Genomic DNA, 23,191 nt, shown 5'->3' on the forward strand with positions numbered 1-23,191 from the left:
GCCACAGGACAACCAACGCTCCATGAAAGAGACCATTGTTTCGCTGCTCGAAGGCGCCCTCGACACCCTCAAGCAGCAGGGCGTGCTGCCCGCCGACCTCGCGCCACCCATCAAGGTCGACCCGACCCGGGACAAGGCACACGGCGACTACGCCACCAACCTCGCACTGATGCTGGCCAAGCCCGCCGGCAGGAAGCCCCGCGAGCTGGCCGAGGCCCTGATCGCCGCCCTGCCCGAGAGTGACGCCATCAGCCAGGTGGAAATCGCCGGCCCCGGCTTCGTCAACTTCTTTGCCGCCACCGACGCCGCCGCCCAGGTGGTGCGCCAGGCGCTCGACGCCGGCGACGCCTACGGCCGCAGCCTGACCGGACAGGGCGCCAAGGTGCAGGTGGAGTTCGTCTCCGCCAACCCCACCGGGCCCCTGCACGTGGGCCACGGCCGCGGCGCGGCCATCGGCGACTGCATCTGCCGCCTGCTCGAGGCCACCGGGTACAACGTCACCCGCGAGTTCTACTACAACGATGCCGGCGCCCAGATCAGCAACCTGGCGCTCTCGGTGCAGGCTCGCGTCAAGGGGCTGGACCCCGAGGATAAGAGCTGGCCCGCCGATGGCTACCGAGGCGGCTATATCATCGACGTGGCCAACGCCTACCTGGCCGGCGAGACCGTCCATGCCGACGACCGCCACGTCACCGCCAAGAGCGACCCCGACGACCTCGAGGCGATCCAGGAGTTCGCCGTGGCCTACCTGCGCCGTGAGCAGGATCTCGATCTCAAGGCCTTCGGCGTGCACTTCGACGTCTATTTCCTGGAGTCCTCGCTCTACCGCGACGGTAAGGTAGAGGCCGCCGTCGAGCGCCTGGTCGAGAAGGGCCACACCTATGAGCAGGACGGCGCCCTGTGGCTGCGCACCACCACCTTCGGCGACGACAAGGACCGGGTGATGCGCAAGTCCGACGGGCAGTACACCTACTTTTTGCCCGACGTGGCCTACCATCTCGACAAGTGGCAGCGCGGCTTCGGCAGCGTGGTCAACGAGCAGGGCGCCGACCACCACTCCACCGTGACCCGGGTGCGCGCCGGCCTGCAGGCCCTGGAAGCCGGCATTCCCGAGGGCTGGCCCGACTACGTGCTGCATCAGATGGTGATGGTCACCCGCTCCGGCGTGGAGGTGAAGCTCTCCAAGCGCGCCGGCAGCTACGTCACCGTGCGCGACCTGATCGACGAGGTGGGCCGCGACGCCACGCGTTTCTTCCTGGCTGCTCGCCGGGCGGACTCCCAGCTCACCTTCGACATCGACCTGGCGCGCTCCCAGTCCAACGACAACCCGGTCTACTACGTCCAGTACGCCCACGCCCGGGTGTGCAGCATGCTGCGCCGCGCCGAGTCCGATGGCCAGCCCTTCGATCACTCCCTGGCCATGGCGAGCCTGGGTCGGCTCGAGGAAGCCCAGGAGAAGGCACTGATGAATCGCCTGGCCCGCTACCCCGAAGTGGTGGAGCACGCCGCCGCCTTCCGTGAACCCCAGCAGATTGGCCAGTACCTGCTGGACCTGGCTGCCGACTTCCACACCTGCTACAACGCGGTGAAGGTGATGGTCGAGGACGACGCCCTACGCAATGCCCGTCTGGCCCTGGGCCTGGCCACCCGCCAGGTGTTGCGCAACGGCCTGGACCTGATGGGAGTCAGTGCCCCCGAGGAGATGTAAGCCATGGCGACTCGCAAGCAGCCACCGCCGAAGCGGCGCGGCGCCACGAGCAGCCGCCGCCAGCCCGGCAACAAGACGCGCCGGGAGTGGCGACTGCCCGGCTGGGTCTGGGGCCTGGCCGGTGTGGTGGCCGGTTTCCTGCTTTCCCAGCACCAGCACGGCACGGCCCCCTGGCAGGTGGAGGACTCTCCCCTGGCCACGGTGCTGCCACGCAGCGCCCCGCCGGAGCCCCAGAGCGAACCCTCGGCACCGGCAGCGCCCAGCGAGCCGCGCATGCCCACCTTCGAGTTCTATACCCTGCTACCGGAGTCCGAGGTGATCGCCCCGCGCGGCGAGATGCCCGCCTCCACGGCCCGACCGCCGGCGCCGCCTCCCGTCGAGGAGACGGCAGCTGCCGAGGCCGGTGACGACCCCATCGCTCAGGTGATTGCCGCCAACCTGGCCGCCGACAGCGCACCGGAGCCAGCGGCCGAGCCCGCCGCCAGCAACGGCCACCGCTACATGCTGCAGGCGGCCTCCTTCCGTGAGCCCGGCGACGCCCAGCAGCTCCAGGGTCGGCTGCGCGACTTCGGCCTGCTGGCCCAGGTCAGCGAGGTCAAGGCCTCCGGCGGCCAGACCTGGCACCGCGTCCAGGTCGGCCCCTACGATGACAACCGCGAGCTCAACCGCGCCCAGGACCTGATGGTCACCCAGGGCATTGAACCGCTGCTGATCCGGCTCCAGAACTGACCGCTCGGACGGTTGAAATCCCCCCCCGGCGCCCACACCTCTCCCTACAGCTCATTTGCGGCGCCCGGGCCACCCCCGCGGCGCCGAAAGTCATCGGGAGCCACCCGCTCCCCCAAGGAGACTTCCCTCCATGACCACGATCGTATCCGTGCGCCGCGGTGACCAGGTGGCGCTGGCCGGTGACGGCCAGGTGTCGCTGGGCAACACCGTGATGAAGGGCAACGCCAGCAAGGTGCGCCGGCTCTACCGCGGCGAGGTGCTGGCGGGCTTCGCCGGCGGCACCGCCGACGCCTTCACCCTCTTCGAGCGCTTCGAGGCGCAGCTGGAGAAGTACCAGGGCAATCTGGTCAAGGCCGCCGTCGAGCTGGCCAAGGACTGGCGTACCGACCGCGCCCTGCGCCGCCTCGAGGCGCTGCTGGCCGTGGCCAACAAGGATGCCTCGTTGATCATCACCGGCAACGGCGACGTGGTGGAGCCCGAGCGCGGCATCATCGCCATCGGCTCCGGCGGCAACTTCGCCCTGGCCGCGGCCCGGGCGCTGCTCGAGAACACCGACCTGTCGGCGAAGGAGATCACCGAGAAGTCGCTGGCGATTGCCGGCGATATCTGTGTGTTCACCAACCACAACGTCACCCTCGAAACGCTCTGAAGGCCGCCATCATGACCCAGATGACCCCCCGCGAGATCGTCCACGCCCTGGACCAGTACATCATCGGCCAGCAGGACGCCAAGCGCGCCGTGGCCATTGCCCTGCGCAATCGTTGGCGCCGCATGCAGCTCGACGCCGAGCTCCGCCACGAGGTGACGCCCAAGAACATCCTGATGATCGGCCCCACCGGGGTGGGCAAGACCGAAATCGCCCGGCGCCTGGCCAAGCTGGCCCGCGCCCCTTTCATCAAGGTGGAGGCCACCAAGTTCACCGAGGTGGGCTATGTGGGCCGCGACGTAGACTCGATCATCCGTGACCTGACCGAAGCCGCCATCAAGCTGGTGCGCGAGCAGGCCAAGGAGGAGGTGGGCCACCGCGCCGAGGACGCCGCCGAGGATCGCATCCTCGACGCCCTGCTGCCGCCGCCTCGCGGCCAGGAGGATGAGCCTCGCCATGACAGCTCCACCCGTCAGATATTTCGCAAGAAGCTGCGCGAGGGTCAGCTCGATGACAAGGAGATCGACATCGAGCTCACCCAGCAGGGTCCCGGCATCGACATCATGACCCCGCCGGGCATGGAGGAGATGACCCAGCAGCTCTCCAGCCTGTTCTCCGGCATGGGCAAGCAGAAGACCGAGACCCGCCGGGTCGCCGTGAAGGACGCCTTCGCCCTGCTCCGCGACGAGGAGGCCAGCAAGCTGGTCAACGAGGAGGAGATCAAGGCCCGCGCCATCGAGGCGGTGGAACAGCACGGCATCGTCTTCCTGGACGAGATCGACAAGGTCACCAAGGGCAGCGGCCAGTCCAGCGGCGGCGAGGTCTCCCGCGAGGGCGTGCAGCGCGACCTGCTACCGCTGATCGAGGGCTCGACGGTCTCCACCAAGTACGGCATGGTCAAGACCGACCATATCCTGTTCATCGCCTCCGGCGCCTTCCACCTGTCGCGCCCCTCGGACCTGATCCCCGAGCTGCAGGGCCGCCTGCCGATCCGCGTCGAGCTCAACGCCCTGACGCCTGATGACTTCAAGCGCATCCTCACCGAGCCCTCCGCGGCGCTCACCAAGCAGTACCAGGCACTGCTGGCCACCGAGGGGCTCGAGGTCGAGTTCACCCCCGACGGCATCGAGCGCATCGCGGAGATCGCCTGGCAGGTCAACGAGGGGACCGAGAACATCGGCGCGCGCCGCCTGCACACCGTGATGGAGCGCCTGCTCGAGGAGGCTTCCTTCAGTGGCAGCGATGTCGGCACGCCACTGACCATCGACGCCGCCTACGTGGACTCCCAGCTCGGCGAGCTGGCCAAGGACGAGGACCTGTCGCGGTATATTCTCTAACCCCAGCTGGAAGCTGGAAGCTGGAAGCTGGAAGCTGGAAGCTGGAAGCTGGAAGCTGGAAGCTGGAAGCTGGAAGCTGGAAGCTGGAAGCTGGAAGCTGGAAGCTGGAAGCTGGAAGCTGGAAGCTGGAAGGCAGCTTGTTGCCACCCAACCCAGTGTCAAGGGTTTTCTTCAAGCTTCCAGCTTAAGCCCGCGAAGCGGGCGTTCTTCCAGCTCCGGGCACAGCCCGGGCCTTCCAGCCGCGAAGCGGCGCTCTTCCAGCTTCAAGCTCACCGAAGGTGATCCCATGTCAGCCCCCATCCCCACCAAGGTGCACTATCACCGCAAGGCCCAGGAACTCGAGCTCGGCTATGCCGATGGCCAGAGCCACCGACTCCCCGTCGAGTACCTGCGGGTCTTTTCCCCCTCCGCCGAGGTGCGCGGCCACGGTCGCGATACCGCCACCCTGCAGGTGGGCAAGAAGTTCGTCGGCCTCAAGGACATCACCCAGGCCGGCCGCTACGCCCTCAAGCTGCACTTCGACGACGGGCACGACAGCGGCCTGTTCAGCTGGGACTACCTGTGGTGGCTGATCGAACACCGCGAGGCCAACTGGGCCGACTACCTGCAGCGCCTGAAGGACGCCGGCGCCAGCCGCGAGCCCCTGGGCATCGAAATCAAGCAGCTCTAACCCCCGTCAAGACAATCGCCATCGCGGGACGCTACAATGGCGCCCATCCGAGGCACCGGCCTCTCCCATGCAGCGATTCGGGAGCCCCATCGCATGAGCGCCAACCCCAGCTCCAGGGACCAGCAGACCACCCACTTCGGGTACCAGGAAGTGCCCGTCGATGAGAAGGCCACCCGCGTGGCCGACGTCTTCCACTCCGTGGCCGCCCGCTACGACGTCATGAACGACCTGATGTCCTTCGGCATTCACCGCCTGTGGAAACGCCTGACCATCGAACGCGCCGGGGTGCGCCCGGGCCACAGCGTGCTCGATATCGCCGGCGGCACCGGCGACCTGACCCTGAAGTTCTCGCGCCTGGTGGGGCCGCGTGGGCGCGTAGTGCTGGCCGACATCAACGAGTCGATGCTGCGCGTGGGGCGCGACAAGCTGCTCGATCGCGGCGTGGGCGGCAACGTCGAGTACGTCCAGGCCAACGCCGAGTGTCTGCCCTTCCCCAACAACACCTTCGACTGCATCACCATCGCCTTCGGCCTGCGCAACGTCACCGACAAGGACGCCGCCCTGCGCTCCATGGCCCGGGTGCTCAAGCCCGGTGGGCGCCTGCTGGTGCTGGAGTTCTCCAAGCCGCCCAGCGCCCTGCTCTCGACGGTCTACGACGAGTACTCCTTCCGCCTGCTGCCGAAGATCGGCGAGTTGGTGGCCAGTGACGCCGACAGCTACCGCTACCTGGCCGAGTCGATCCGCATGCACCCGGACCAGGAGACCCTCCAGGCGATGATGGAAGCGGCCGGCCTGGAGCGGGTGGAGTACACCAACCTCACCGGGGGCATCGTCGCCCTGCACCGCGGCATCAAGTTATAATGTTATTGCTAGCCGGCCTGGAGCGCACCCTCAATACCCTGCTCGCCCGAGACCCGGCGGCGTCCTCACGCCTGGCCCGGCTCGCCGGGCAGAGGCTGCTGCTGCGCCTGGAGAACCCCGACCTGGCCCTGGCGATCCATTACCACCCCCACGGCCTCGACCTGCAGCGCCCGGGTGATCTGGCGGAAGAGGCCTTCGATGCCGTGGTAGAGCTGGACGCCGAGACCGCCGGCGCCCTGCTCGGCGGCGCCTCCCTGGAACGGCTGATGTTTCAGGGGAGGTTGGCGGTGCGCGGACGCATACCGCTGCTGGAGGCGACCCGCGACCTGCTGCTCGACCTCGACCTGGATTGGGAGGGCGAGCTGGCCCGCTGGCTGGGCGATGTGCCCGCCAATAGCCTGGCCGAAGGGCTGCGACGCCTGGGCCGCTTCGGGCTGCGCACCCGCGATGAGTTCTGCGCCGACCTCTCCGAGTACCTGTTGGAGGAGGCCCGGCTGCTGCCCGGCCGTCCCCAGCTGGAGGTGCTGCGTGACCACCTCACCGAACTGGAGATCTCCACCGACCGCCTGGAGGCACGCCTGGCGCGCCTGCATCGCCGCCTGACGGAGCAGCAAGCCGAGCGGATGACGCCATGATGCTGCTGCGGCTGCTACGCATCTTCTGGGTGATCACCCGCTTCCGGCTCGACACTCTGATTCCCCTGGCACGGCTGCCCTGGGTGCCGCGCACCCTGCTGCGCCTCTCCCCCCTGCGCCTGGTGCCCATCGGCGAGCGCTCTCGCGGTGCCCGGCTACGCCTGGCGCTGGAGTCGCTGGGTCCCATCTTCGTCAAGTTCGGTCAGATGCTCTCCACCCGCCGCGACCTGCTGCCGGAGGACATCGCCGACGAGCTCAGGCGGCTGCAGGATCAGGTGCCATCCTTCCCCGGCGACCAGGCCCGCGCCGTGGTTGAGGATGAGCTCGGCATGACCGTAGCGCTGGCCTTCGCCCGCTTCGACGCCGAGCCGCTGGCCTCGGCCTCCATCGCCCAGGTACATGGCGCACGCCTGCACACCGGCGAGGAGGTCGTCGTCAAGATCATCCGCCCCGGCATCGACCGGGTGATGCGCCAGGACATGGCCCTTCTCTATCGGTTCGCCCAGCTGCTGACCCTGGTGCCCGAGATGCGCCGCCTGCGGCCGGTAGAGGTGGTGCGTGACTACGAGGCGACGCTGTTCGACGAGCTCGACCTGCACAAGGAGGCCGCCAACACCTCCCAGCTCAAGCGCAACTTCCGGAACTCGCCGCTGCTCTATGTGCCGGCGATCCACTGGGAGCTGACCCGCCAGCGGGTGATGGTGCAGGAGCGCATCTACGGCATTCCGGTGGCCGACATCGCCGCCCTCGAGGCCCAGGAGACCGACCTCAAGAGACTCGCCGAGCGCGGCGTGGAGATCTTCTTCACCCAGGTGTTTCGCGACAACTTCTTCCACGCCGACATGCACCCGGGCAACATCTTCGTCGCCAGCGAGCACCCCCGGGATCCCCAGTACATCGCCATCGACTGCGGCATCGTCGGCAGCCTGACCCGCGAGGATCAGGACTACCTGGCGCGCAACCTGCTGGCCTTCTTCCATCAGGACTACTACGAGGTGGCGGCGCTGCACATCGAGTCGGGCTGGGTCGGCGAGAATACCCGGGCCAACGAGTTCGCCGCGGCGATCCGAACGGTGTGCGAGCCGATCCTCGAGAAGCCGCTCAAGGACATCTCCTTCGGCCAGGTGCTGCTCGGCCTGTTCCAGACCGCCCGGCGCTTCGATATGGAGGTGCAGCCCCAACTGGTGCTGCTGCAGAAGACCCTGCTCAACATCGAGGGGCTGGGCCGCCAGCTCTACCCCAACCTGGACCTGTGGGCGACCGCCAAGCCCTTCCTGGAGCAGTGGATGAAGGAGCGCGCCGGGGCCAGCGGGTTCTGGGAGTCCCTCAAGCGCCAGGCGCCGGAGCTGACCCGTCAGCTGCCCGAGTTGCCGGTGCTGGCCCACCAGGCGCTCTCCCGGATGGACCAGGAGAAGCGCCAGCGCCGCCGCCAGGGCGAGGCACTCGGCGGCATCCGCCAGCAGCTGGTACGCGAGGGGCGACGCGGCCGGCGGCTGCGCCTGGGGCTGCTGCTGGTGGCGCTGTCGCTAGCCTGGCAGCCGCTGGCCCAGTGGGCCGCCGGCCAGCCCTGGCCGGCGCTGACCGCCGCCGTCATCGGCCTGGCCCTGCTGGCCTGGCACTGATGCCCTCCTCTATCCACGTCACGGAACCTTCATCCATGAGCGATATTCTCGAACGCCTGCAAGCTGTCCTGGATCAACGCCGCCAGGGAGATCCGCAGGATTCCTACGTCGCCGCCTTGCATCACAAGGGCCTGAACAAGATACTCGAGAAGATCGGCGAGGAGGCCACCGAGACCCTGCTGGCCGCCAAGGATGCCGAAGGCGGCGGAGAGGCGGAACGCCAGGCGCTGATCGCCGAAACCGCCGACCTGTGGTTTCATAGCCTGGTGATGCTGTCACACCTCGACCTCGATCACCGCGCCGTACTCGAAGAGCTGGGCCGCCGCTTCGGCGTCTCCGGCCACGACGAGAAGGCCGCCAGGCCCCAATGAATTCCCAGGCCCCAATGAATTCCAAGACACATCAGATTCACACGGCTCCCGGACAGGCCGGGGCCCCGATCCAGAGGAAGCACTCATGTTAGGTGGTATCAGTATCTGGCAGCTGCTGATCGTACTCGGCATCATCATCCTGGTCTTCGGCACCAAGAAGCTGCGCAACGTCGGCACCGACCTGGGTGGCGCCGTGAAGGGCTTCAAGAAGGCCATGCACGAGGAGGAGAAGGGCGAGGGGAAGGACGAGGAGAAGGACGACGTCCAGGCGCGGGTGGACCACAAGGAAGAGACCAACACCTACGACGTCCAGGCCGAGCGCAAGCCCGAGGAACAGGAAGAGCGCAAGTAAGCCGCCATGTTTGATATCGGCTTTCTCGAACTCATGTTCATCGGTGTGGTCGGCCTGCTGGTGCTGGGCCCGGAGCGGCTGCCCAAGGCGGCGCGCACGGCGGGGCTGTGGATCGGCAAGATCAAGCGCACCGTCTCCGGCATGCAGCGCGAGATCAGTGCCCAGCTCGAGGCGGAGGAGCTGCGCCAGAAGCTCAACGAGCAGCAGAAGAAGCTCGACGAGAGCGTGCGTCAGGTCCAGCGCGACGTGGAGAGTCTCGCCGAGCCCGACCGTCCCGCCGACCAGCCCCGCGCCCGTGACCAGGACGCCACATCGGCGCCCGGCCCCGAGCAGCGCCTGGACGACGCCCTGGCCAGTGCTCGCCGTGATGGCCCAGGCAGCGATGATAGCCCCGACGACAAACGGCCCGATAAACGCCCCCTGTCTTCCGCCGCCGACAAGGACGCTTCCTCACGATGAGCAAGACCGGTGACAGCCCGGAACAGCACCAGGCCACGCTGATCGAACACCTGATCGAATTGCGCTCGCGGCTGCTGCGCGCCGTGGTGGCGATCCTGGTGATCTTCCTGGGCCTCTACGCCTTCGCCAACGACATCTACACCTTCGTAGCCCAGCCGCTGATGGCGCTGTTGCCGGAGGGGTCACAGATGATCGCCACCGAAGTGGCCTCGCCCTTCCTGGCGCCCTTCAAGCTGACCCTGGTGGTCGCGGTGTTCGTCGCCATTCCCTACGTGCTGCACCAGGCCTGGGCCTTCGTGGCCCCGGGCCTCTACGATAACGAGAGGGCGCTGGCGCTGCCGATCCTGGCCTCCAGCGTGATGCTGTTCTACGCCGGGGCGGCCTTCGCCTACTACGTGGTCTTCCCGCTGCTGTTCCAGTTCTTCACCCAGACGGGGCCCGAGAACGTGGCGGTGATGACCGACATCAACGCCTACCTCAACTTCGTCCTCAAGCTGTTCTTCGCCTTCGGGGTGGCCTTCGAGATCCCCATCGCCACCTTCCTGCTGATCGCCTCCGGGGCCACCACGGTGGAGAGCCTCTCCAAGAAGCGGCCCTACATCATCCTGGGCTGCTTCGTGGTGGGCATGCTGCTCACCCCGCCGGACGTGATCTCCCAGAGCCTGCTGGCGGTGCCGATGTACCTGCTCTACGAGGTGGGCCTGCTGTTCGGCCGCCTGGCGCGGCGCAAGAAGCAGCAACGCGAGGCGAAGGAAGACTCATAAGCTGGAAGCTGGAAGCTGGAAGCTGGAAGCTGGAAGCTGGAAAGCAGCCTGAAACAGATCGCCCCCATGGTCCTGCCATGGGGGCGATTTTATTCCAGCTTCCAGACGCTAAGCGCCGATCTTCCGGCTTAAAGGTCCCGGCGCAGCCGGTGCTCCGGTGCGCCGGCCGTCGGTTCAGAGATCCATCAGCTCGTCGATGCGGTCGACCAGCTTGAAGATGCCGGTGGCCGCCTCGCTGATGCGGGTCGCCAGCATATAGGCCGGGGTGGTGACCACGCGGTTCTCGAAGTCCACCACGATCTCCTCCACGCCGCAGGTGCGGTGCAGGCCGCCCATGGCGCTGATGGCGCCGGAGACCCCCGGGTCGTGGCCGATGGTCACCGAGATGCCGTTGCCCAGCAGGCGCGGCACCAGCACCGGGCTGATACACATCAGGCCGATGGGCTTGCGCAGCTCACGAAACGCCCTCAGCGCCTCGGCCAGGGGCTCATGCACCCGCATGTCGGCGCCGGCCTCGGCGAAGTTCGAGAGGTTCTTGGCGGCACCGAAGCCGCCGGGCAGGATCACGGCATCAAAGTCCTCGGCCTCGAGTTCGTCCAGTGCCGAGATCTCCCCGCGGGCCAGGCGCGCCGACTCGGTCAGCACGTTACGGGTCTCGCCCTCGGCCACCTCGCCGCTGCGATGGTCGATCACCTGGTGCTGCTCGATGTCCGGGGCGAAGCAGCGATAGCCGATGCCCAGCTGGTCGAGTCGCAGCAGGGTCAGGGTGGTCTCGTAGATCTCGGCGCCGTCAAAGACACCGCAGCCCGAGAGGATCACCGCCACCTGTTTGCTCATGCCTGTCTCCTTGCATGGGTCACCCGCCAACGGGCGGGCCCGATAATCGAATCCCACACTCTAGAGCGAACGTCCGGGTGCGACAAGGCGAGACTTTCGGCTTACCGGTGCGCTGATATACTGATGGTCAGCCACGACACATCGTCATCAAACTGTCATCCCGCGCCGCCAGACTGCCACCAGCGCGGCGACCACCGCTGGAGAATCGCCTTGAGTTTCATGACCACCCGCCAGTTCCCCGCGACCCGCCTGCGCCGCATGCGCCGCGACGATTTCTCGCGTCGACTGATGCGCGAGAACACCCTGACGCCCGCCGACCTGATCTGGCCGGTGTTCGTGCTGGACGGCGAGAACCAGCGCGAGGCCGTACCCTCCATGCCGGGGGTCGAGCGCCTGTCGCTGGACCTGCTGATCGAGGAGGCCCGCGAGGCGCATCTGCTGGGCATCCCGGCCCTGGCGCTGTTCCCGGTGGTCGACGCCTCGCTGAAGAGCGAACTGGCCGAGGAGGCCTACAGCGCCTCGGGCCTGGTGCAGCGCAGCGTTCGGGCCCTCAAGGAGGCCCTGCCTGGGCTCGGCATCATCACCGACGTGGCGCTGGACCCCTACACCAGCCACGGTCAGGACGGCATCATCGATAAGCAGGGCTATGTACTGAACGATCGCACCGTGGAGACGCTCCTCAAGCAGGCGCTCTCCCACGCCGAAGCCGGCGCCGACGTGGTGGCCCCCTCCGACATGATGGACGGGCGCATCGGCGAGATCCGCCGGGTGCTGGAGCAGGAACACCTGGTCAACACCCGCATCATGGCCTATAGCGCCAAGTACGCCTCGCGCTACTACGGCCCCTTCCGCGACGCCGTGGGCTCCTCCGCCAACCTGGGCAAGGCCGACAAGAGCACCTACCAGATGGACCCGGCCAATGGCGAGGAGGCACTCCACGAGGTGGCCCTGGACCTGGCCGAGGGCGCCGACATGGTGATGATCAAGCCCGGCATGCCTTACCTGGACGTGGTGCGTCGGGTGAAGGATGAGCTGAAGGTGCCTACCTTTGCCTATCAGGTGAGCGGCGAATACGCCATGCACATGGCCGCCTTCGAGAACGGCTGGCTGGATGCCGACAGCGTGATTCTCGAATCGCTGACCTGCTTCAAGCGCGCCGGCGCCGACGGCGTGCTGACCTACTTTGCCAAGCGGGCGGCCCGCCTGCTCGCCCAGTGACGGAGGGGGCTGCGCCCCTTCCAGGACCCGAAGAGAGTTGCCCATGGAAGACCGCAGTCCCGAAGCCGACGCCCCCCTGACCGAGCCCCGCGCCGCCGACACGCCGGGTGAGGGGAGCGCACTCGACACGCCGGCACCGCGTCTCAACCAGACACGCACCGGCATCAAGCCCAAGGCGCTGCCTGAGGCGGAACTGGACGACCCGAGCCTCTACTTCAATCGTGAGCTCTCCCATCTGCAATTCAATATCCGGGTGCTGGAGCAGGCCCTGGACGAGGCGCACCCGCTGCTCAACCGCTTGATGTTCCTGCTGATCTTCTCCTCCAACCTGGACGAGTTCTTCGAGATCCGGGTGGCCGGCCTCAAGCACCGGGTGACGCTGGGCGATGAAAGCACCGGTTTCGACGGGCGCTCGCCGAGTTCGGTACTCGCCGAGATCTCGCAGATCGCCCACGAACAGATCGAGCGCCAGTACTGCATCCTCAATGACATCTTGCTGCCGGCACTGGAGGAGCGTGGGCTGCGTTTCCGGCGTCGCAGCGAGTGGACCGAGTCCCAGCAGGCCTGGGCGCGCGACTACTTCCACGAGGAGATCATGCCGGTGATCAGCCCGATCGGGCTGGACCCCTCGCACCCCTTCCCGCGGCTGGTCAACAAGAGTCTCAACTTCATCGTCCAACTCGAGGGCAAGGACGCTTTCGGCCGCGAGGGAGGGCTGGCCATCCTGCCGGCACCCCGCTCGCTGCCCCGGGTGATCGCCCTGCCCGCCGAACTGTGCGAGGAGGGCTTCAGCGAAGCCGTCTTCCTCTCCTCGATGATCCACGCCCACGCCGAGGAGCTGTTCCCGGGCATGACGGTCCGCGGCTGCTACCAGTTCCGGCTGACCCGCAATGCCGACATGACCATGGACCCGGAGGAGGTCTCGGACCTGGCCTCGGCGCTGCGCGGCGAGCTGCTGGCCCGTCGCTACGGCAGCGGCGTGCGCCTGGAGGTGGTCGACACCTGCCCCGACGAGCTGGCGGCTTTCCTGCTCAGGGAGTTTGCGCTGGGCGAGGACGACCTCTACCGGGTCAAGGGCCCGGTCAACCTGACCCGCATGATGTCCCTGCTGGGCGACCTGGAGCGTCCCGAGCTCTTCTACCGCCCCTTCATCCCGGGGCTGCCCAAGAACCTCAAGAAGGACGGCAGCCTGTTCGATGCCATCGCCGCCGGCGATATCCTGCTCCATCACCCCTTCCAGTCCTTCTCGCCGGTGGAGGAGCTGCTCGCCGAAGCGGCCCGGGACCCCTCGGTGCTGGCCATCAAGCAGACCCTCTACCGCACCGGCGCCGACTCCCCCATCGTCAACTCCCTGGTGGAGGCGGCCCGTGGCGGCAAGGAGGTGACGGTGGTCATCGAACTGCGCGCCCGATTCGACGAGGCGGACAACCTGGTGCTGGCCTCACGCCTCCAGGAGGCCGGTGCCATCGTCATCTACGGAGTGATGGCCTACAAGACCCACGCCAAGATGATGCACATCGTGCGCCGCGAAAAGGGGCGGCTGCGCTACTACGTGCACCTGGGCACCGGCAACTACCACTCGAAGACGGCCAAGCTATATACCGACTATAGCCTGCTCACCGCCGACGAGGCGCTCTGCGAGGACGTCCACCAGGTGTTCCAGCAGCTCTCGGGCATGGGGCGTGCCCGGCATATCGAGCACCTGCTGCACGCCCCCTTCACGCTCCACGAGGGCATGGTGGCGATGATCGAACGCGAGGCGGAGCATGCCCGGCGCGGCCGGCGCGCCCACCTGATCATCAAGTGCAACTCGCTCACCGAACCGAAGCTGATCCAGGCCCTCTACCGGGCCTCCCGCGCCGGGGTGGAGTGCGACCTGATCATCCGCGGCATGTGCTGCCTGCGGCCCGGGGTCCCCGGAGTATCGGAGAACATCCGAGTGCGCTCGATCATCGGCCGCTTCCTGGAGCACACCCGGGTGTTCTACTTCCAGAACAACGGCAAGCCCGAGGTGTGGGCCTCCAGCGCCGACTTCATGAGCCGCAACATGTTCCACCGGGTGGAGACCTGCTTCCCGCTGCGTGAGAGGAAGCTGGCCGCCCGGGTCCGCAAGGATCTGGAGACCTACCTGGTGGACAACTGCCAGAGCTGGCGGCTGCAGCCCGACGGCAGTTACATCAAGCAGCAGCCCGGCGATGCGGCGCCGATCAGCGCCCAGGAGACGCTGCTCTACGCCTACGCCGCCAAGGCCTGATAGCTCCCGCAGGAAATGGCACCCGCAGGGAGAGGTGCAGGAAGGAAGCATCGTACGAGGGGATCAACCGCGCTTGAAGGCGGCCAGGTCCTGGGGGTCGAAGCCGTCGACCCGCTCGGGCAGGCCGCGCTCCTGGCGGGCGAGGCGCACCGTCTGGCGCTCGGCGAGCAGCTCGGAATCGTCGTCCAGGGTGCGCCCGTTGAGCTCGGCGAGCTGGGCCATGCCCTGGTGGTAGAAGCTGAGAATGGCAAGCGCCGTGCCGTTGTCCTCCACCACGCCACGGCGCAGCGCAGGCAGGTAGGCGCTGACCCGTGACAGGTGATGCTTGAGCTGCCAGACATAGCGCATCTCGGTCATCCAGGGGCGCTCGCGCAGCACCGCGAAGGTCAGGCTGGTCGCCACCAGACCCAGCAGCACCCCCACCAGGTTGAGCCAGAAGCCGCCGTCGAAGGCGGCCTGCAGCAGCTGGGCGAAGACCAGCCCGAAGACGATCAGCTGGCCGGCCATGGCCAGGCTGATCATCTTCGCCTTGCGGCGGTAGGTCTCGGGGTCGTGCGCTTCGAACCGAAATGACATGGGGCCTCCTGGGGGGCGAGTCGGAAATCGAGGTGATTATCCCGGCTCCGCCCCCCGGGGTACAGGCCTTAGCGCAGGCGCTCGGCGGCACTGAGCAGGAGGTGCTCGGTGGTCTCCCAGCCGATGCAAGCGTCGGTGACCGAGACTCCGCGACGCAGCCGGCCGGGCACAAGCGACTGCTTGCCCTCATGGAGGTGGCTCTCGATCATCAGCCCGGCCAGGGTGGTCTCCCCCGCCAGGCGCTGGGCCAGCACGTCGAGCAGCACCTCGCTCTGGCGGCGGTGGTCCTTGCGGGCGTTGGCGTGGCTGCAGTCCACCATCAGGCGCGGCGTCAAACCGGCCTCCTCCAGCGCGCGCCTTGCCGCCTGCACATGGCGAGCCTGGTAGTTGGGTTCGCCGTGACCGCCGCGCAGCACCAGGTGGGTGTGGGCGTTGCCGGCGGTCTGCTGGACCATTGGGCGCCCCTCCGGATCGAGGCCGAAGTGGCTGTGGGGATGAGCGGCGGCTCGCACGGCGTCCAGGGCCACGCCGATATCACCGCCGGTGGCGTTCTTGAAGCCGACTACGGCGTCGAGGCCGCTGGCCAGTTCGCGATGCAGTTGGGATTCCGTCGTGCGGGCGCCGATGGCCACCCAGGCCAGCAGGTCCTCCAGGTAGGGAGCCAGCATCGGCTGCAGCAGTTCGGTGGCCACCGGCAGGCCCATGGCGACGACCTCGCGCATCAGCTGCCGCGAGAGCTCGAGGCCGCGGGCCATGTCGCCCGAGCCGTCCAGATCCGGATCGTAGGCCAGCCCCTTCCAGCCCACGGTGGTGCGCGGCTTCTCCACGTAGACCCGCATCACCAGCAGCAGGCGATCCGCGACCTTCGGCGCCAGTTCGGCGAGGCGGCGGGCGTACTCCAGGGACGCCTCGGGATCGTGGATGGAGCAGGGACCGACCACCACCAGCAGGCGGTCGTCGCGGCCGGCGAGAATATCGCGGATGGCCTGGCGCTGTCGCTTGACCCGCCGGGCCAGGTCGTCTTCGAGGGGCAGGGCGTGGCGCAGCTCGCCGGCGGTGGGCAGCGCCCGGCTGATGGCGTTCGGCGCGGCGGTGCTCTGATCAGCACCACTGGGCTCAGCGGTGCGGGGGTCGGCCTGGGTCAGGGCTGCGGCAAGGGAGGCGTTCATGGGTCATCAACTCCGGGTAGCGGTCATACATCGTGTCGGTCGGGTGCCACCGATGGCGCTACGGTCGGAGGTGGCACACTGGCACGACCGCAGCTCGCTAAATCGCCAATAGCCGTAATAGCCGGTGAAGCCGGTCAGCGGGCGAATGGCGCAAGCGGTGGATGCGATCATGGTGCCTCTCCTCTCTATCATCGTGATATCTGGGTCATCGTGATGCCCGGGGCTCATCGCCAGGCCGAAAACGCAGAACCCCCGGGGCGGGTAGCCTTCCGGGGGTTCTGTCGGGAGGCGACCCTGGTGGGGTGTGCTTCCCGGCGATGTCGTCTGCTGCTCAGGACTCTCTAGTCAGACATGGCCGCCGGCACACCGGTCATAAAGTCGCCATACCAATAGCCCCGACCGCAGGCAGCCGGATCGACCCCACACGCAACGGCGCCGGCAGAAGCGGCGTGGCAGCGGTGCATGTCGGTGGCGGTTGCGGTCATGGGCATCTCCTGTGTACTTCTCCTATCGTGCCCCATCGTGTCGGGGCTGGCAAGGGTGCAGAAGGTAGTGGCTCAGCGAAGGTGACGCCCACCGTCCACCGGCAGGGTGACGCCTGTGACATACCGATTGTCGAGCAGGTAGCGCAGGCTCTGGTAGATCACCCCCGGCCCGGGGACCATCTCCATGGCCGACTTGGCGCGGGCCTTCTCGGCATAGGCCTCGTCGTCGCCCTCGTTGAGCATGATCAGTGCCGGCGCGATGGCGTTGACCTGAATCGCAGGGGCGTACATGGCGGCAAACGACAGCGTGAGGTTGTCGAGCCCCGCCTTGGAGGCGGCATAGGCGGCGTGCTTCTTCGAGCCCTTCTGCACCACGTAGTCGGTCATGTGCACGATGTCGCGCTGGGGTTCGCTGCATGCCTCGAGCAGCTCGCGGGCGTGGAGGTTGATCAGGTAGGGGGCCAGCATGTGCACCCGGAACAGCCGCTCGAAGGTGGCGCCGGCCTCGGGGCCACTGGAGTCCGGCGCCCAGTCGCTGGCATTGTGGACGATCGCCCTGAGCGAGGGGGTCGCCTCCTTGAGCCGCGCGAGAAAGTCGAGGATGCCCGCTTCGGTCGAGAAATCGGCCGGCAGGGTGACGATGCCGCGTTCCCGCAGCGCATCGAGCTCCGGCCGCTCGCGTCGATAGCTGATGATCACCGGGTGGCCATCATCGACCAGCCGCTCGGCGCAGTGGCGCCCGAGCCGCTGGGCGCCACCGGTAATCAGGATCGGCGAGGCCCTCATCCGCGCCCCTCCTTGATCAAGCTGCCGGTGACCGGGACCAGCGGGTCGCGGGGCGCATAGGCGAAGACGTCGGAGAAGGTCCGTGATGCCGTGATGCCCAACGAGGCGAGCACGTCCACGCAGGCGTAGACCATGCCCGGCGAGCCGGAGAGGTAGACGTCCTGGCCAGAGACGTCGTCGAGCCCATAGGCCAGGGCCTGGTCGATGCGCCCGCGGTGGCCGACCACCCGCTCACCCGCCCAGGGCTCCTCGGGGGCCAGCTCGGTCACCGGATGGAAACGAAAGCCGGGGTAGGCCTCGGCCCACTCCATGGGCAGGCGCTCCAGGTAGAGCTGGCGCCGCTCGCGGGCCGCCCACCACAGGTCGATCTGCCGCCCGGGGTGATGCGCCAGTGCCGCCTCGGCGATCGCCTTCATCTGGGCGAAGCCGGTGCCGGCGGCGATCAGCAGCAGCGGGCGGGTGCTGTCGGGGTCGAGCACGCAGTCGCCGCCGGGCAGGCGCAGGGTCAGCCGGCTGGCCACCTGAACCAGGTCACGCATACGCGCGGAATTTTCACGCTCCGGCCAGTGCTGGATATGCAGCTCGATCACGCCGTCGCCGCCGTGGGCATTGGCGATGGAGAAGGGCACCCAGGTCTCGTCGTCGAGCCTCAGCTCCAGGTACTGGCCCGGGGCGTGGGCCACCGCCTCGGGGCGGCCCTCCAGCTGCACCCGGAAAACGTCCGGGGTGAGGTCCTCGACCTCGTCGACCAGGCAGGTCAGGGTCCTTGGCGTCATGAATGCCTCATACGGTTGTCAGGGGGTCTTCGTGTCGGGGAGCTCAATGCCCAGCTCGTTCCAGCGCTCGCTGACGCGGGCCTTGACGGCCTCGTCCATGACGATGGGCACCCCCCATTCGCGGTCGGTCTCTCCGGGCCACTTGCTGGTGGCGTCCAGGCCCATCTTGGAGCCCAGGCCGGAGACCGGCGAGGCGAAGTCCAGATAGTCGATGGGCGTGTTCTCCACCAGCACGGTGTCCCGGGCCGGATCCATGCGCGTGGTGATGGCCCAGATCACATCCTTCCAGTCCCGGGCGTTGACGTCGTCGTCGAGCACCACCACGAACTTGGTGTACATGAACTGGCGCAGGAAGCTCCACACGCCCATCATCACCCGCTTGGCATGACCCGGGTACTGCTTCTTCATGGTCACCACCGCCATGCGGTAGGAGCAGCCCTCCGGCGGGAGGTAGAAGTCGACGATCTCCGGGAACTGGCGGCGAAGGATCGGCACGAACACCTCGTTCAGCGCCAGCCCCAGGATCGCCGGCTCGTCGGGGGGGCGACCGGTATAGGTGGAGTGATAGATGGCATTCTCGCGCATGGTCATGCGCGTCACCGTGAACACCGGAAAATGGTCCACCTCGTTGTAGTAGCCGGTGTGGTCGCCGTAGGGGCCCTCGAGGGCGGTGTCATCCGGGTAGATGAAACCCTCCAGGATGATCTCCGCCGAAGCGGGAACCTCAAGATCGGCATGGCCACACTTGACCAGCTCGGTACGCGAGCCGCGCAACAGCCCGGCGAAGGCGTACTCGGAGAGCGAATCCGGCACCGGGGTCACCGCGCCGAGGATGGTGGCCGGATCGGCACCCAGCGCCACCGCCACCGGGAAGGGCTCGCCGGGGTGCGCCTGCTGGAACTCCTGGAAGTCCAGGGCCCCGCCGCGATGCGACAGCCAGCGCATGATCAGGCGGTTCTTCGAGAGCTTCTGCTGGCGGTAGATGCCGAGGTTCTGGCGCGCCTTGTGGGGGCCCTTGGTGATCACCAACGGCCAGGTGACCAGCGGAGCGGCATCGCCGGGCCAGCAGTGCTGGATCGGCAGGCGGTCGAGGTCGACCTCGTCACCCTCATAGACGAGCGCCTGTACCGGCGCCGAGCGGACCTTCTTCGGCCCCATGCTCATCACCTGCTTGAAGATCGGCAGCTTGTCCCAGGCGTCGCGGAAGCCCTTGGGTGGCTCCGGCTCCTTGAGGAAGGCCAGCAGCTCACCCACCTCGCGCAGGGCTTCCACGCTGTCCTGGCCCATGCCCAGGGCGACCCGCTTCGGCGTGCCAAAGAGGTTGCCGAGCAGCGGCATGTCGTGCCCCTTGACGTTCTCGAACAGCAATGCCGGGCCGCCGGCACGCAGGGTGCGGTCGCAGATCTCGGTGATCTCGAGGTAGGGGTCCACCTCGGCGGTAATGCGCTGCAGCTCGCCCCGGGCCTCCAGGGCGGCGATGAACTCCCGCAGGTCCTTGTACTTCATTCGGATTTCCCGGCTCCAGTACGACGAAAGGGGCAGCATAGCATGCCCCTTGAATACGTCTGCTGAGTTGCCATGGTAAGCGGCGCCGGGGACAGGCCGAAGAGGGGGTCCTATGCCAGGGATGGCATCGGTAGCGCCCAGGGAGGGGTTCACAGCGCCCCCTCGTCGGTCCGGCGCTCCGGGGCCTGTCGCCGGGTCAGCCGCACAGTAGCATTCCCGGCAGTGATGGTCAGCGGCGTTTCATCGCCTCGAAGAACTCGAGGTTCGTCTTGGTATCCTTGAGGCGGTCGATCAGGAACTCGGTGGCCGCGGTGTCATCCATGGGGTTGAGCAGCTTGCGCAGGATCCACATGCGCTGCATCTCGTCCTCGGAGGCGAGCAGGTCTTCGCGGCGAGTACCGGAGCGGCGGATATTCATCGCCGGGTAGACGCGGCGCTCGGCCAGCTTGCGGTCCAGGTGCGCCTCCATGTTGCCGGTGCCCTTGAACTCCTCGAAGATCACCTCGTCCATCTTGGAGCCGGTGTCCACCAGCGCCGTGGCGATGATGGTCAGGCTACCGCCCTCCTCGATGTTGCGCGCCGCGCCGAAGAACCGCTTGGGCTTCTCCAGGGCATGGGCGTCCACGCCACCGGTGAGCACCTTGCCGGAGCTCGGCACCACGGTGTTGTAGGCACGCGCCAGGCGGGTGATGGAATCGAGCAGGATCACCACGTCCTTCTTGTGCTCGACCAGGCGCTTGGCCTTCTCGATCACCATCTCGGCCACCTGCACGTGACGCGCCGGCGGCTCATCGAAGGTCGAGGCCACCACCTCGCCGCGCACGGTACGCGACATCTCGGTCACCTCTTCCGGGCGCTCATCGATCAGCAGCACGATCAGGTGGCACTCGGGGTTGTTGCGGGTGATGGAGGTGGCGATGTTCTGCAGCATCAGCGTCTTGCCCGCCTTGGGCGGAGAGACCAGCAAGCCGCGCTGGCCCTTGCCGATGGGTGCCGTGAGGTCGATGATCCGCGCCGTGAGGTCCTCGGTAGAGCCGTTGCCGATCTCCATGCGCAGACGCTCGTCGGGGAACAGCGGCGTGAGGTTCTCGAACAGGATCTTGTGCTTGGCGTTCTCCGGCCGGTCAAAGTTGATGTCATTGACCTTCAGTAGCGCGAAGTAGCGCTCGCCCTCCTTGGGCGGCCGGATCTTGCCGGAGATGGAGTCACCCTTGCGCAGGTTGAAGCGCCGGATCTGGGAGGGCGAGACGTAGATATCGTCGGGCCCGGCCAGATAGGAGCTGTCGGCGCTGCGCAGGAAGCCGAAACCGTCCTGAAGGATCTCCAGCACGCCGTCGCCGTAGATCGGCTCACCGCTCTTGGCGTGCTTCTTGAGGATGGCAAAGATGATGTCCTGCTTGCGGGAGCGCGCCAGGTTATCGATGCCCATCTCGCGGGCGATCTCCAGAAGATCCGGCACGGACTTTTGCTTGAGGTCGGTAAGATTCATCGGTGTGATCAGAGATTGCTCGTGGAAGCCGGGCGTCGGTGCGCCGCGTGTGGCGGGAGGCGAGACGATAGCGCCGCGTGAGGTGCGTTCAGAGCCCGGACAGGTGTCACTCGTCATCTTGTATCCAGATGGCCATGGGAAGGGCAACCGCAGAGGGTAGCCGGCCGATAGGGAGTCGAGGGAGCAGGTTAGTTTTCGCCTGACCAGCGGCTGCGGCTTGGCCGGGGTCGCTGAGCATAGTGGGCTGACTGACGACTTGGAGTTGACCGAGACGGGATCGCCGCAGGACGGTCGGAAAGCATTCGAAACAGGCGAACGTCTCGATACTAGACAAGCCCCCTTGGGAACGCAAGCCCCGCGGCGATTGACAGAGCGGGGGTCGCACCGCAACCTTTCTCCCTCAGCCAACTTCAAGGACTCACCATGACCTCGCCAGCGGAGCCGGCCCTGCCCCCCACCCGACGCCTTGCTGCTATCGATCTGGGCTCCAACAGCTTCCATTTGCTGGTCGCCAACTACCAGGACGAGCGTCTGCAGGTGGTGGCAAGGCAAGGAGAAAAGGTGCAGTTGGCCGCCGGCCTCGACGACGAGGGTCTGCTCGATGAGGCGACCATGGGGCGCGCCCTTGACTGCCTGGCCCGCTTCGCCCCCTTCGTGGAGGACATCGCCCCGGGGCAGCTCAGGGTGGTGGGCACCAATGCCCTGCGGGATGCGGCCAACAGCCAGGCGCTGATCGAGCGCGCCGAGGCGCTGCTGGGCTGCCCCATCGAGATCATCGCCGGACGTGAGGAGGCGCGCCTGATCTACCTGGGGGCGGCCCACGCCCTGGCCGAGGAGGGACGCCGACTGATCGTCGATATCGGCGGCGGCTCCACCGAGTTCATCATCGGCGAGCGCTTCGAGCCCCTGGCCCTGGAGAGCCTGCGCATGGGCTGCGTGACCTTCAGCCAGCGCTTCTTCGACAACGGGGAGATCACCGACAAGCGCATGCGCCGCGCCGAGCTTGCCGCCCTCTCGGAGCTGGCCAATATCCGCCGCCAGTACCGTGAGCTGGGCTGGGAGGATCCGGTAGGTTCCAGCGGTACCGTCAAGGCGGCCGCCGCGGTGATCCATGCCGCCGGCGGTGCCCCCGAGGGCGTGGTCACCCGGGAGGGGATGGCCGCCCTGCGCGAGCGGCTGATCAAGTGCAAGCGCCTCGACAAGGTCTCCATGGAGGGACTCAAGCCCGACCGGGCCCGGGTCTTTCCCGCGGGTATCGCGGTGCTCGGCGCGGTCTTCGAGGCCTTCGGCCTCGAGCAGATGCGTTACGCCGACGGCGCCCTGCGCGAGGGGGTCCTCTACGACATGGCCGGGCGCAACAGCCCGGAGGACTCGCGGCTCAAGAGCCTGGAGTTGCTCGAGCGCCGCTACGGGGTGGATGAGCGGCAGGCCACCAACGTGGCCACCAGCGCCGCCGCCCTGTTCGACCAGCTACGCGACGCCTGGAAGCTGGACGACGACCAGGCCCGCTTCCTCGGCTGGGCCAGCCGCCTGCACGAGATCGGTCTAGCGATCTCCCATAGCCAGTTCCATCGTCATGGCGCCTACCTGCTTGAGCACTCCGACCTGGCCGGCTTCTCGCGCCCGGAACAGCGCCTGCTGGCCTTCCTGGTGCGTGCCCACCGCCGCAAGTTCCCGACCCGTGAATGGCAGGCGCTGCCCACCTCCGTACAGCGCTCCCACGCCCGTCTGGCCCGGCTGCTGCGCCTGGCGGTGCTGCTCAACCACAGCCGGCCGGAGCAGCCACCCGCCGCGCCTCGCTTGGAGGCCGACGGCGAGGCGCTGCAGCTATGGCTCTCGCCCGGTGAAGACCCCATGCTCCTGCTCACCGACCTGGAGCAGGAGTGCAGCCATCAACACTCCGCTGGCTTCCAACTGGCGCTGGTGTCACCGCCCTGAGCC

23 protein-coding genes are annotated in these 23,191 nt (G+C 67.4%); 15 read left to right on the forward strand and 8 right to left on the reverse strand.

Features of this window, described 5'->3' with window-relative positions; genetic code table 11:
- The first annotated feature begins 22 nt into the window (after positions 1-22).
- The 12 genes from argS (at position 23) to tatC (ending at position 10,154) form a co-directional block, all read left to right on the forward strand.
- Positions 23-1,708 carry an arginine--tRNA ligase gene (gene argS, locus ACM26W_RS16875; RefSeq protein ID WP_416138133.1) on the forward strand — a complete coding sequence of 562 codons (1,686 nt, stop codon included), beginning with the start codon at positions 23-25 and terminating at the stop codon, positions 1,706-1,708.
- Positions 1,709-1,711: 3 nt separating this feature from the next.
- Positions 1,712-2,437 (forward strand): SPOR domain-containing protein, encoded by a 726-nt coding sequence (locus ACM26W_RS16880; protein WP_416138134.1) that lies wholly within the window; start codon positions 1,712-1,714, stop codon positions 2,435-2,437.
- A 130-nt stretch (positions 2,438-2,567) separates the two neighbouring features.
- Positions 2,568-3,086, forward strand: coding sequence for an ATP-dependent protease subunit HslV (hslV, locus tag ACM26W_RS16885; protein WP_416138135.1), 519 nt, complete (start codon positions 2,568-2,570; stop codon positions 3,084-3,086).
- Between the two features lie 11 nt (positions 3,087-3,097).
- Positions 3,098-4,420: an ATP-dependent protease ATPase subunit HslU gene (gene hslU, locus ACM26W_RS16890; RefSeq protein ID WP_416138136.1), complete on the forward strand. Its 1,323-nt coding sequence runs from the start codon at positions 3,098-3,100 to the stop codon at positions 4,418-4,420.
- A 286-nt stretch (positions 4,421-4,706) separates the two neighbouring features.
- Positions 4,707-5,090: a gamma-butyrobetaine hydroxylase-like domain-containing protein gene (locus ACM26W_RS16895; protein ID WP_416138137.1), complete on the forward strand. Its 384-nt coding sequence runs from the start codon at positions 4,707-4,709 to the stop codon at positions 5,088-5,090.
- 93 nt (positions 5,091-5,183) lie between these two features.
- A complete protein-coding gene (gene ubiE, locus ACM26W_RS16900) occupies positions 5,184-5,951 on the forward strand; it encodes a bifunctional demethylmenaquinone methyltransferase/2-methoxy-6-polyprenyl-1,4-benzoquinol methylase UbiE (protein WP_416138138.1) in 768 nt (255 codons plus the stop codon).
- Positions 5,951-6,586 carry a ubiquinone biosynthesis accessory factor UbiJ gene (locus tag ACM26W_RS16905; RefSeq protein WP_416138139.1) on the forward strand — a complete coding sequence of 212 codons (636 nt, stop codon included), beginning with the start codon at positions 5,951-5,953 and terminating at the stop codon, positions 6,584-6,586. The genes ubiE and ACM26W_RS16905 overlap by 1 nt, the downstream gene beginning before the upstream one ends.
- Entirely contained in the window at positions 6,586-8,208 is a 1,623-nt protein-coding gene (ubiB, locus tag ACM26W_RS16910; protein WP_416140915.1) for a ubiquinone biosynthesis regulatory protein kinase UbiB, read from the forward strand. Before ACM26W_RS16905 ends, ubiB begins: the two co-directional genes overlap by 1 nt.
- A gap of 35 nt (positions 8,209-8,243) precedes the next feature.
- Complete coding sequence (locus ACM26W_RS16915; RefSeq protein WP_416138140.1) at positions 8,244-8,579, forward strand: phosphoribosyl-ATP diphosphatase; 336 nt, start codon at positions 8,244-8,246, stop codon at positions 8,577-8,579.
- A gap of 85 nt (positions 8,580-8,664) precedes the next feature.
- Positions 8,665-8,931 (forward strand): Sec-independent protein translocase subunit TatA, encoded by a 267-nt coding sequence (gene tatA, locus ACM26W_RS16920; RefSeq protein ID WP_416138141.1) that lies wholly within the window; start codon positions 8,665-8,667, stop codon positions 8,929-8,931.
- Between the two features lie 6 nt (positions 8,932-8,937).
- Positions 8,938-9,390, forward strand: coding sequence for a Sec-independent protein translocase protein TatB (gene tatB / locus ACM26W_RS16925; protein WP_416138142.1), 453 nt, complete (start codon positions 8,938-8,940; stop codon positions 9,388-9,390).
- Positions 9,387-10,154 (forward strand): twin-arginine translocase subunit TatC, encoded by a 768-nt coding sequence (tatC, locus tag ACM26W_RS16930; protein WP_416138143.1) that lies wholly within the window; start codon positions 9,387-9,389, stop codon positions 10,152-10,154. Before tatB ends, tatC begins: the two co-directional genes overlap by 4 nt.
- 174 nt (positions 10,155-10,328) lie before the next feature.
- Here tatC and elbB read toward each other — a convergent pair whose 3' ends face one another.
- Positions 10,329-10,991 (reverse strand): isoprenoid biosynthesis glyoxalase ElbB, encoded by a 663-nt coding sequence (elbB, locus tag ACM26W_RS16935; RefSeq protein WP_416138144.1) that lies wholly within the window; start codon positions 10,989-10,991, stop codon positions 10,329-10,331.
- A 219-nt stretch (positions 10,992-11,210) separates the two neighbouring features.
- Between elbB and hemB the strand changes: the two genes are divergently transcribed.
- Both hemB and ppk1 read left to right on the forward strand, forming a co-directional pair.
- Positions 11,211-12,209, forward strand: a complete 999-nt coding sequence (gene hemB / locus ACM26W_RS16940) for a porphobilinogen synthase (RefSeq protein WP_416140916.1) — start codon at positions 11,211-11,213, stop codon at positions 12,207-12,209.
- Between the two features lie 43 nt (positions 12,210-12,252).
- On the forward strand, positions 12,253-14,463 hold the full coding sequence (ppk1, locus tag ACM26W_RS16945) for a polyphosphate kinase 1 (protein ID WP_416138145.1): 2,211 nt from the start codon (positions 12,253-12,255) through the stop codon (positions 14,461-14,463).
- Between the two features lie 63 nt (positions 14,464-14,526).
- Here the strand turns inward: ppk1 and ACM26W_RS16950 are convergent, their stop codons facing one another.
- From ACM26W_RS16950 to rho, 7 genes are all read right to left on the reverse strand, one after another.
- On the reverse strand, positions 14,527-15,039 hold the full coding sequence (locus ACM26W_RS16950; RefSeq protein WP_416138146.1) for a DUF3087 family protein: 513 nt from the start codon (positions 15,037-15,039) through the stop codon (positions 14,527-14,529).
- 68 nt (positions 15,040-15,107) lie between these two features.
- Positions 15,108-16,208, reverse strand: coding sequence for a 3-deoxy-7-phosphoheptulonate synthase (locus ACM26W_RS16955; protein WP_416138147.1), 1,101 nt, complete (start codon positions 16,206-16,208; stop codon positions 15,108-15,110).
- 341 nt (positions 16,209-16,549) lie between these two features.
- Positions 16,550-16,693 (reverse strand): hypothetical protein, encoded by a 144-nt coding sequence (locus tag ACM26W_RS16960; RefSeq protein ID WP_416138148.1) that lies wholly within the window; start codon positions 16,691-16,693, stop codon positions 16,550-16,552.
- Between the two features lie 72 nt (positions 16,694-16,765).
- Positions 16,766-17,479 carry a dihydromonapterin reductase gene (gene folM / locus ACM26W_RS16965; RefSeq protein WP_416138149.1) on the reverse strand — a complete coding sequence of 238 codons (714 nt, stop codon included), beginning with the start codon at positions 17,477-17,479 and terminating at the stop codon, positions 16,766-16,768.
- Entirely contained in the window at positions 17,476-18,255 is a 780-nt protein-coding gene (locus tag ACM26W_RS16970) for an NAD(P)H-flavin reductase (RefSeq protein ID WP_416138150.1), read from the reverse strand. Before ACM26W_RS16970 ends, folM begins: the two co-directional genes overlap by 4 nt.
- An 18-nt stretch (positions 18,256-18,273) precedes the next feature.
- Positions 18,274-19,761 carry a 4-hydroxy-3-polyprenylbenzoate decarboxylase gene (ubiD, locus tag ACM26W_RS16975; RefSeq protein ID WP_416138151.1) on the reverse strand — a complete coding sequence of 496 codons (1,488 nt, stop codon included), beginning with the start codon at positions 19,759-19,761 and terminating at the stop codon, positions 18,274-18,276.
- Between the two features lie 229 nt (positions 19,762-19,990).
- Complete coding sequence (gene rho, locus ACM26W_RS16980) at positions 19,991-21,250, reverse strand: transcription termination factor Rho (protein ID WP_416138152.1); 1,260 nt, start codon at positions 21,248-21,250, stop codon at positions 19,991-19,993.
- A gap of 423 nt (positions 21,251-21,673) precedes the next feature.
- On the opposite strand from rho, the gene ppx reads away from it, so the two are divergent.
- Positions 21,674-23,188 carry an exopolyphosphatase gene (ppx, locus tag ACM26W_RS16985; protein WP_416138153.1) on the forward strand — a complete coding sequence of 505 codons (1,515 nt, stop codon included), beginning with the start codon at positions 21,674-21,676 and terminating at the stop codon, positions 23,186-23,188.
- Positions 23,189-23,191: the final 3 nt, after the last annotated feature.

The organism is Halomonas sp. HK25, from assembly GCF_047795635.1.
In the GTDB taxonomy this organism is placed as follows: domain Bacteria; phylum Pseudomonadota; class Gammaproteobacteria; order Pseudomonadales; family Halomonadaceae; genus Halomonas.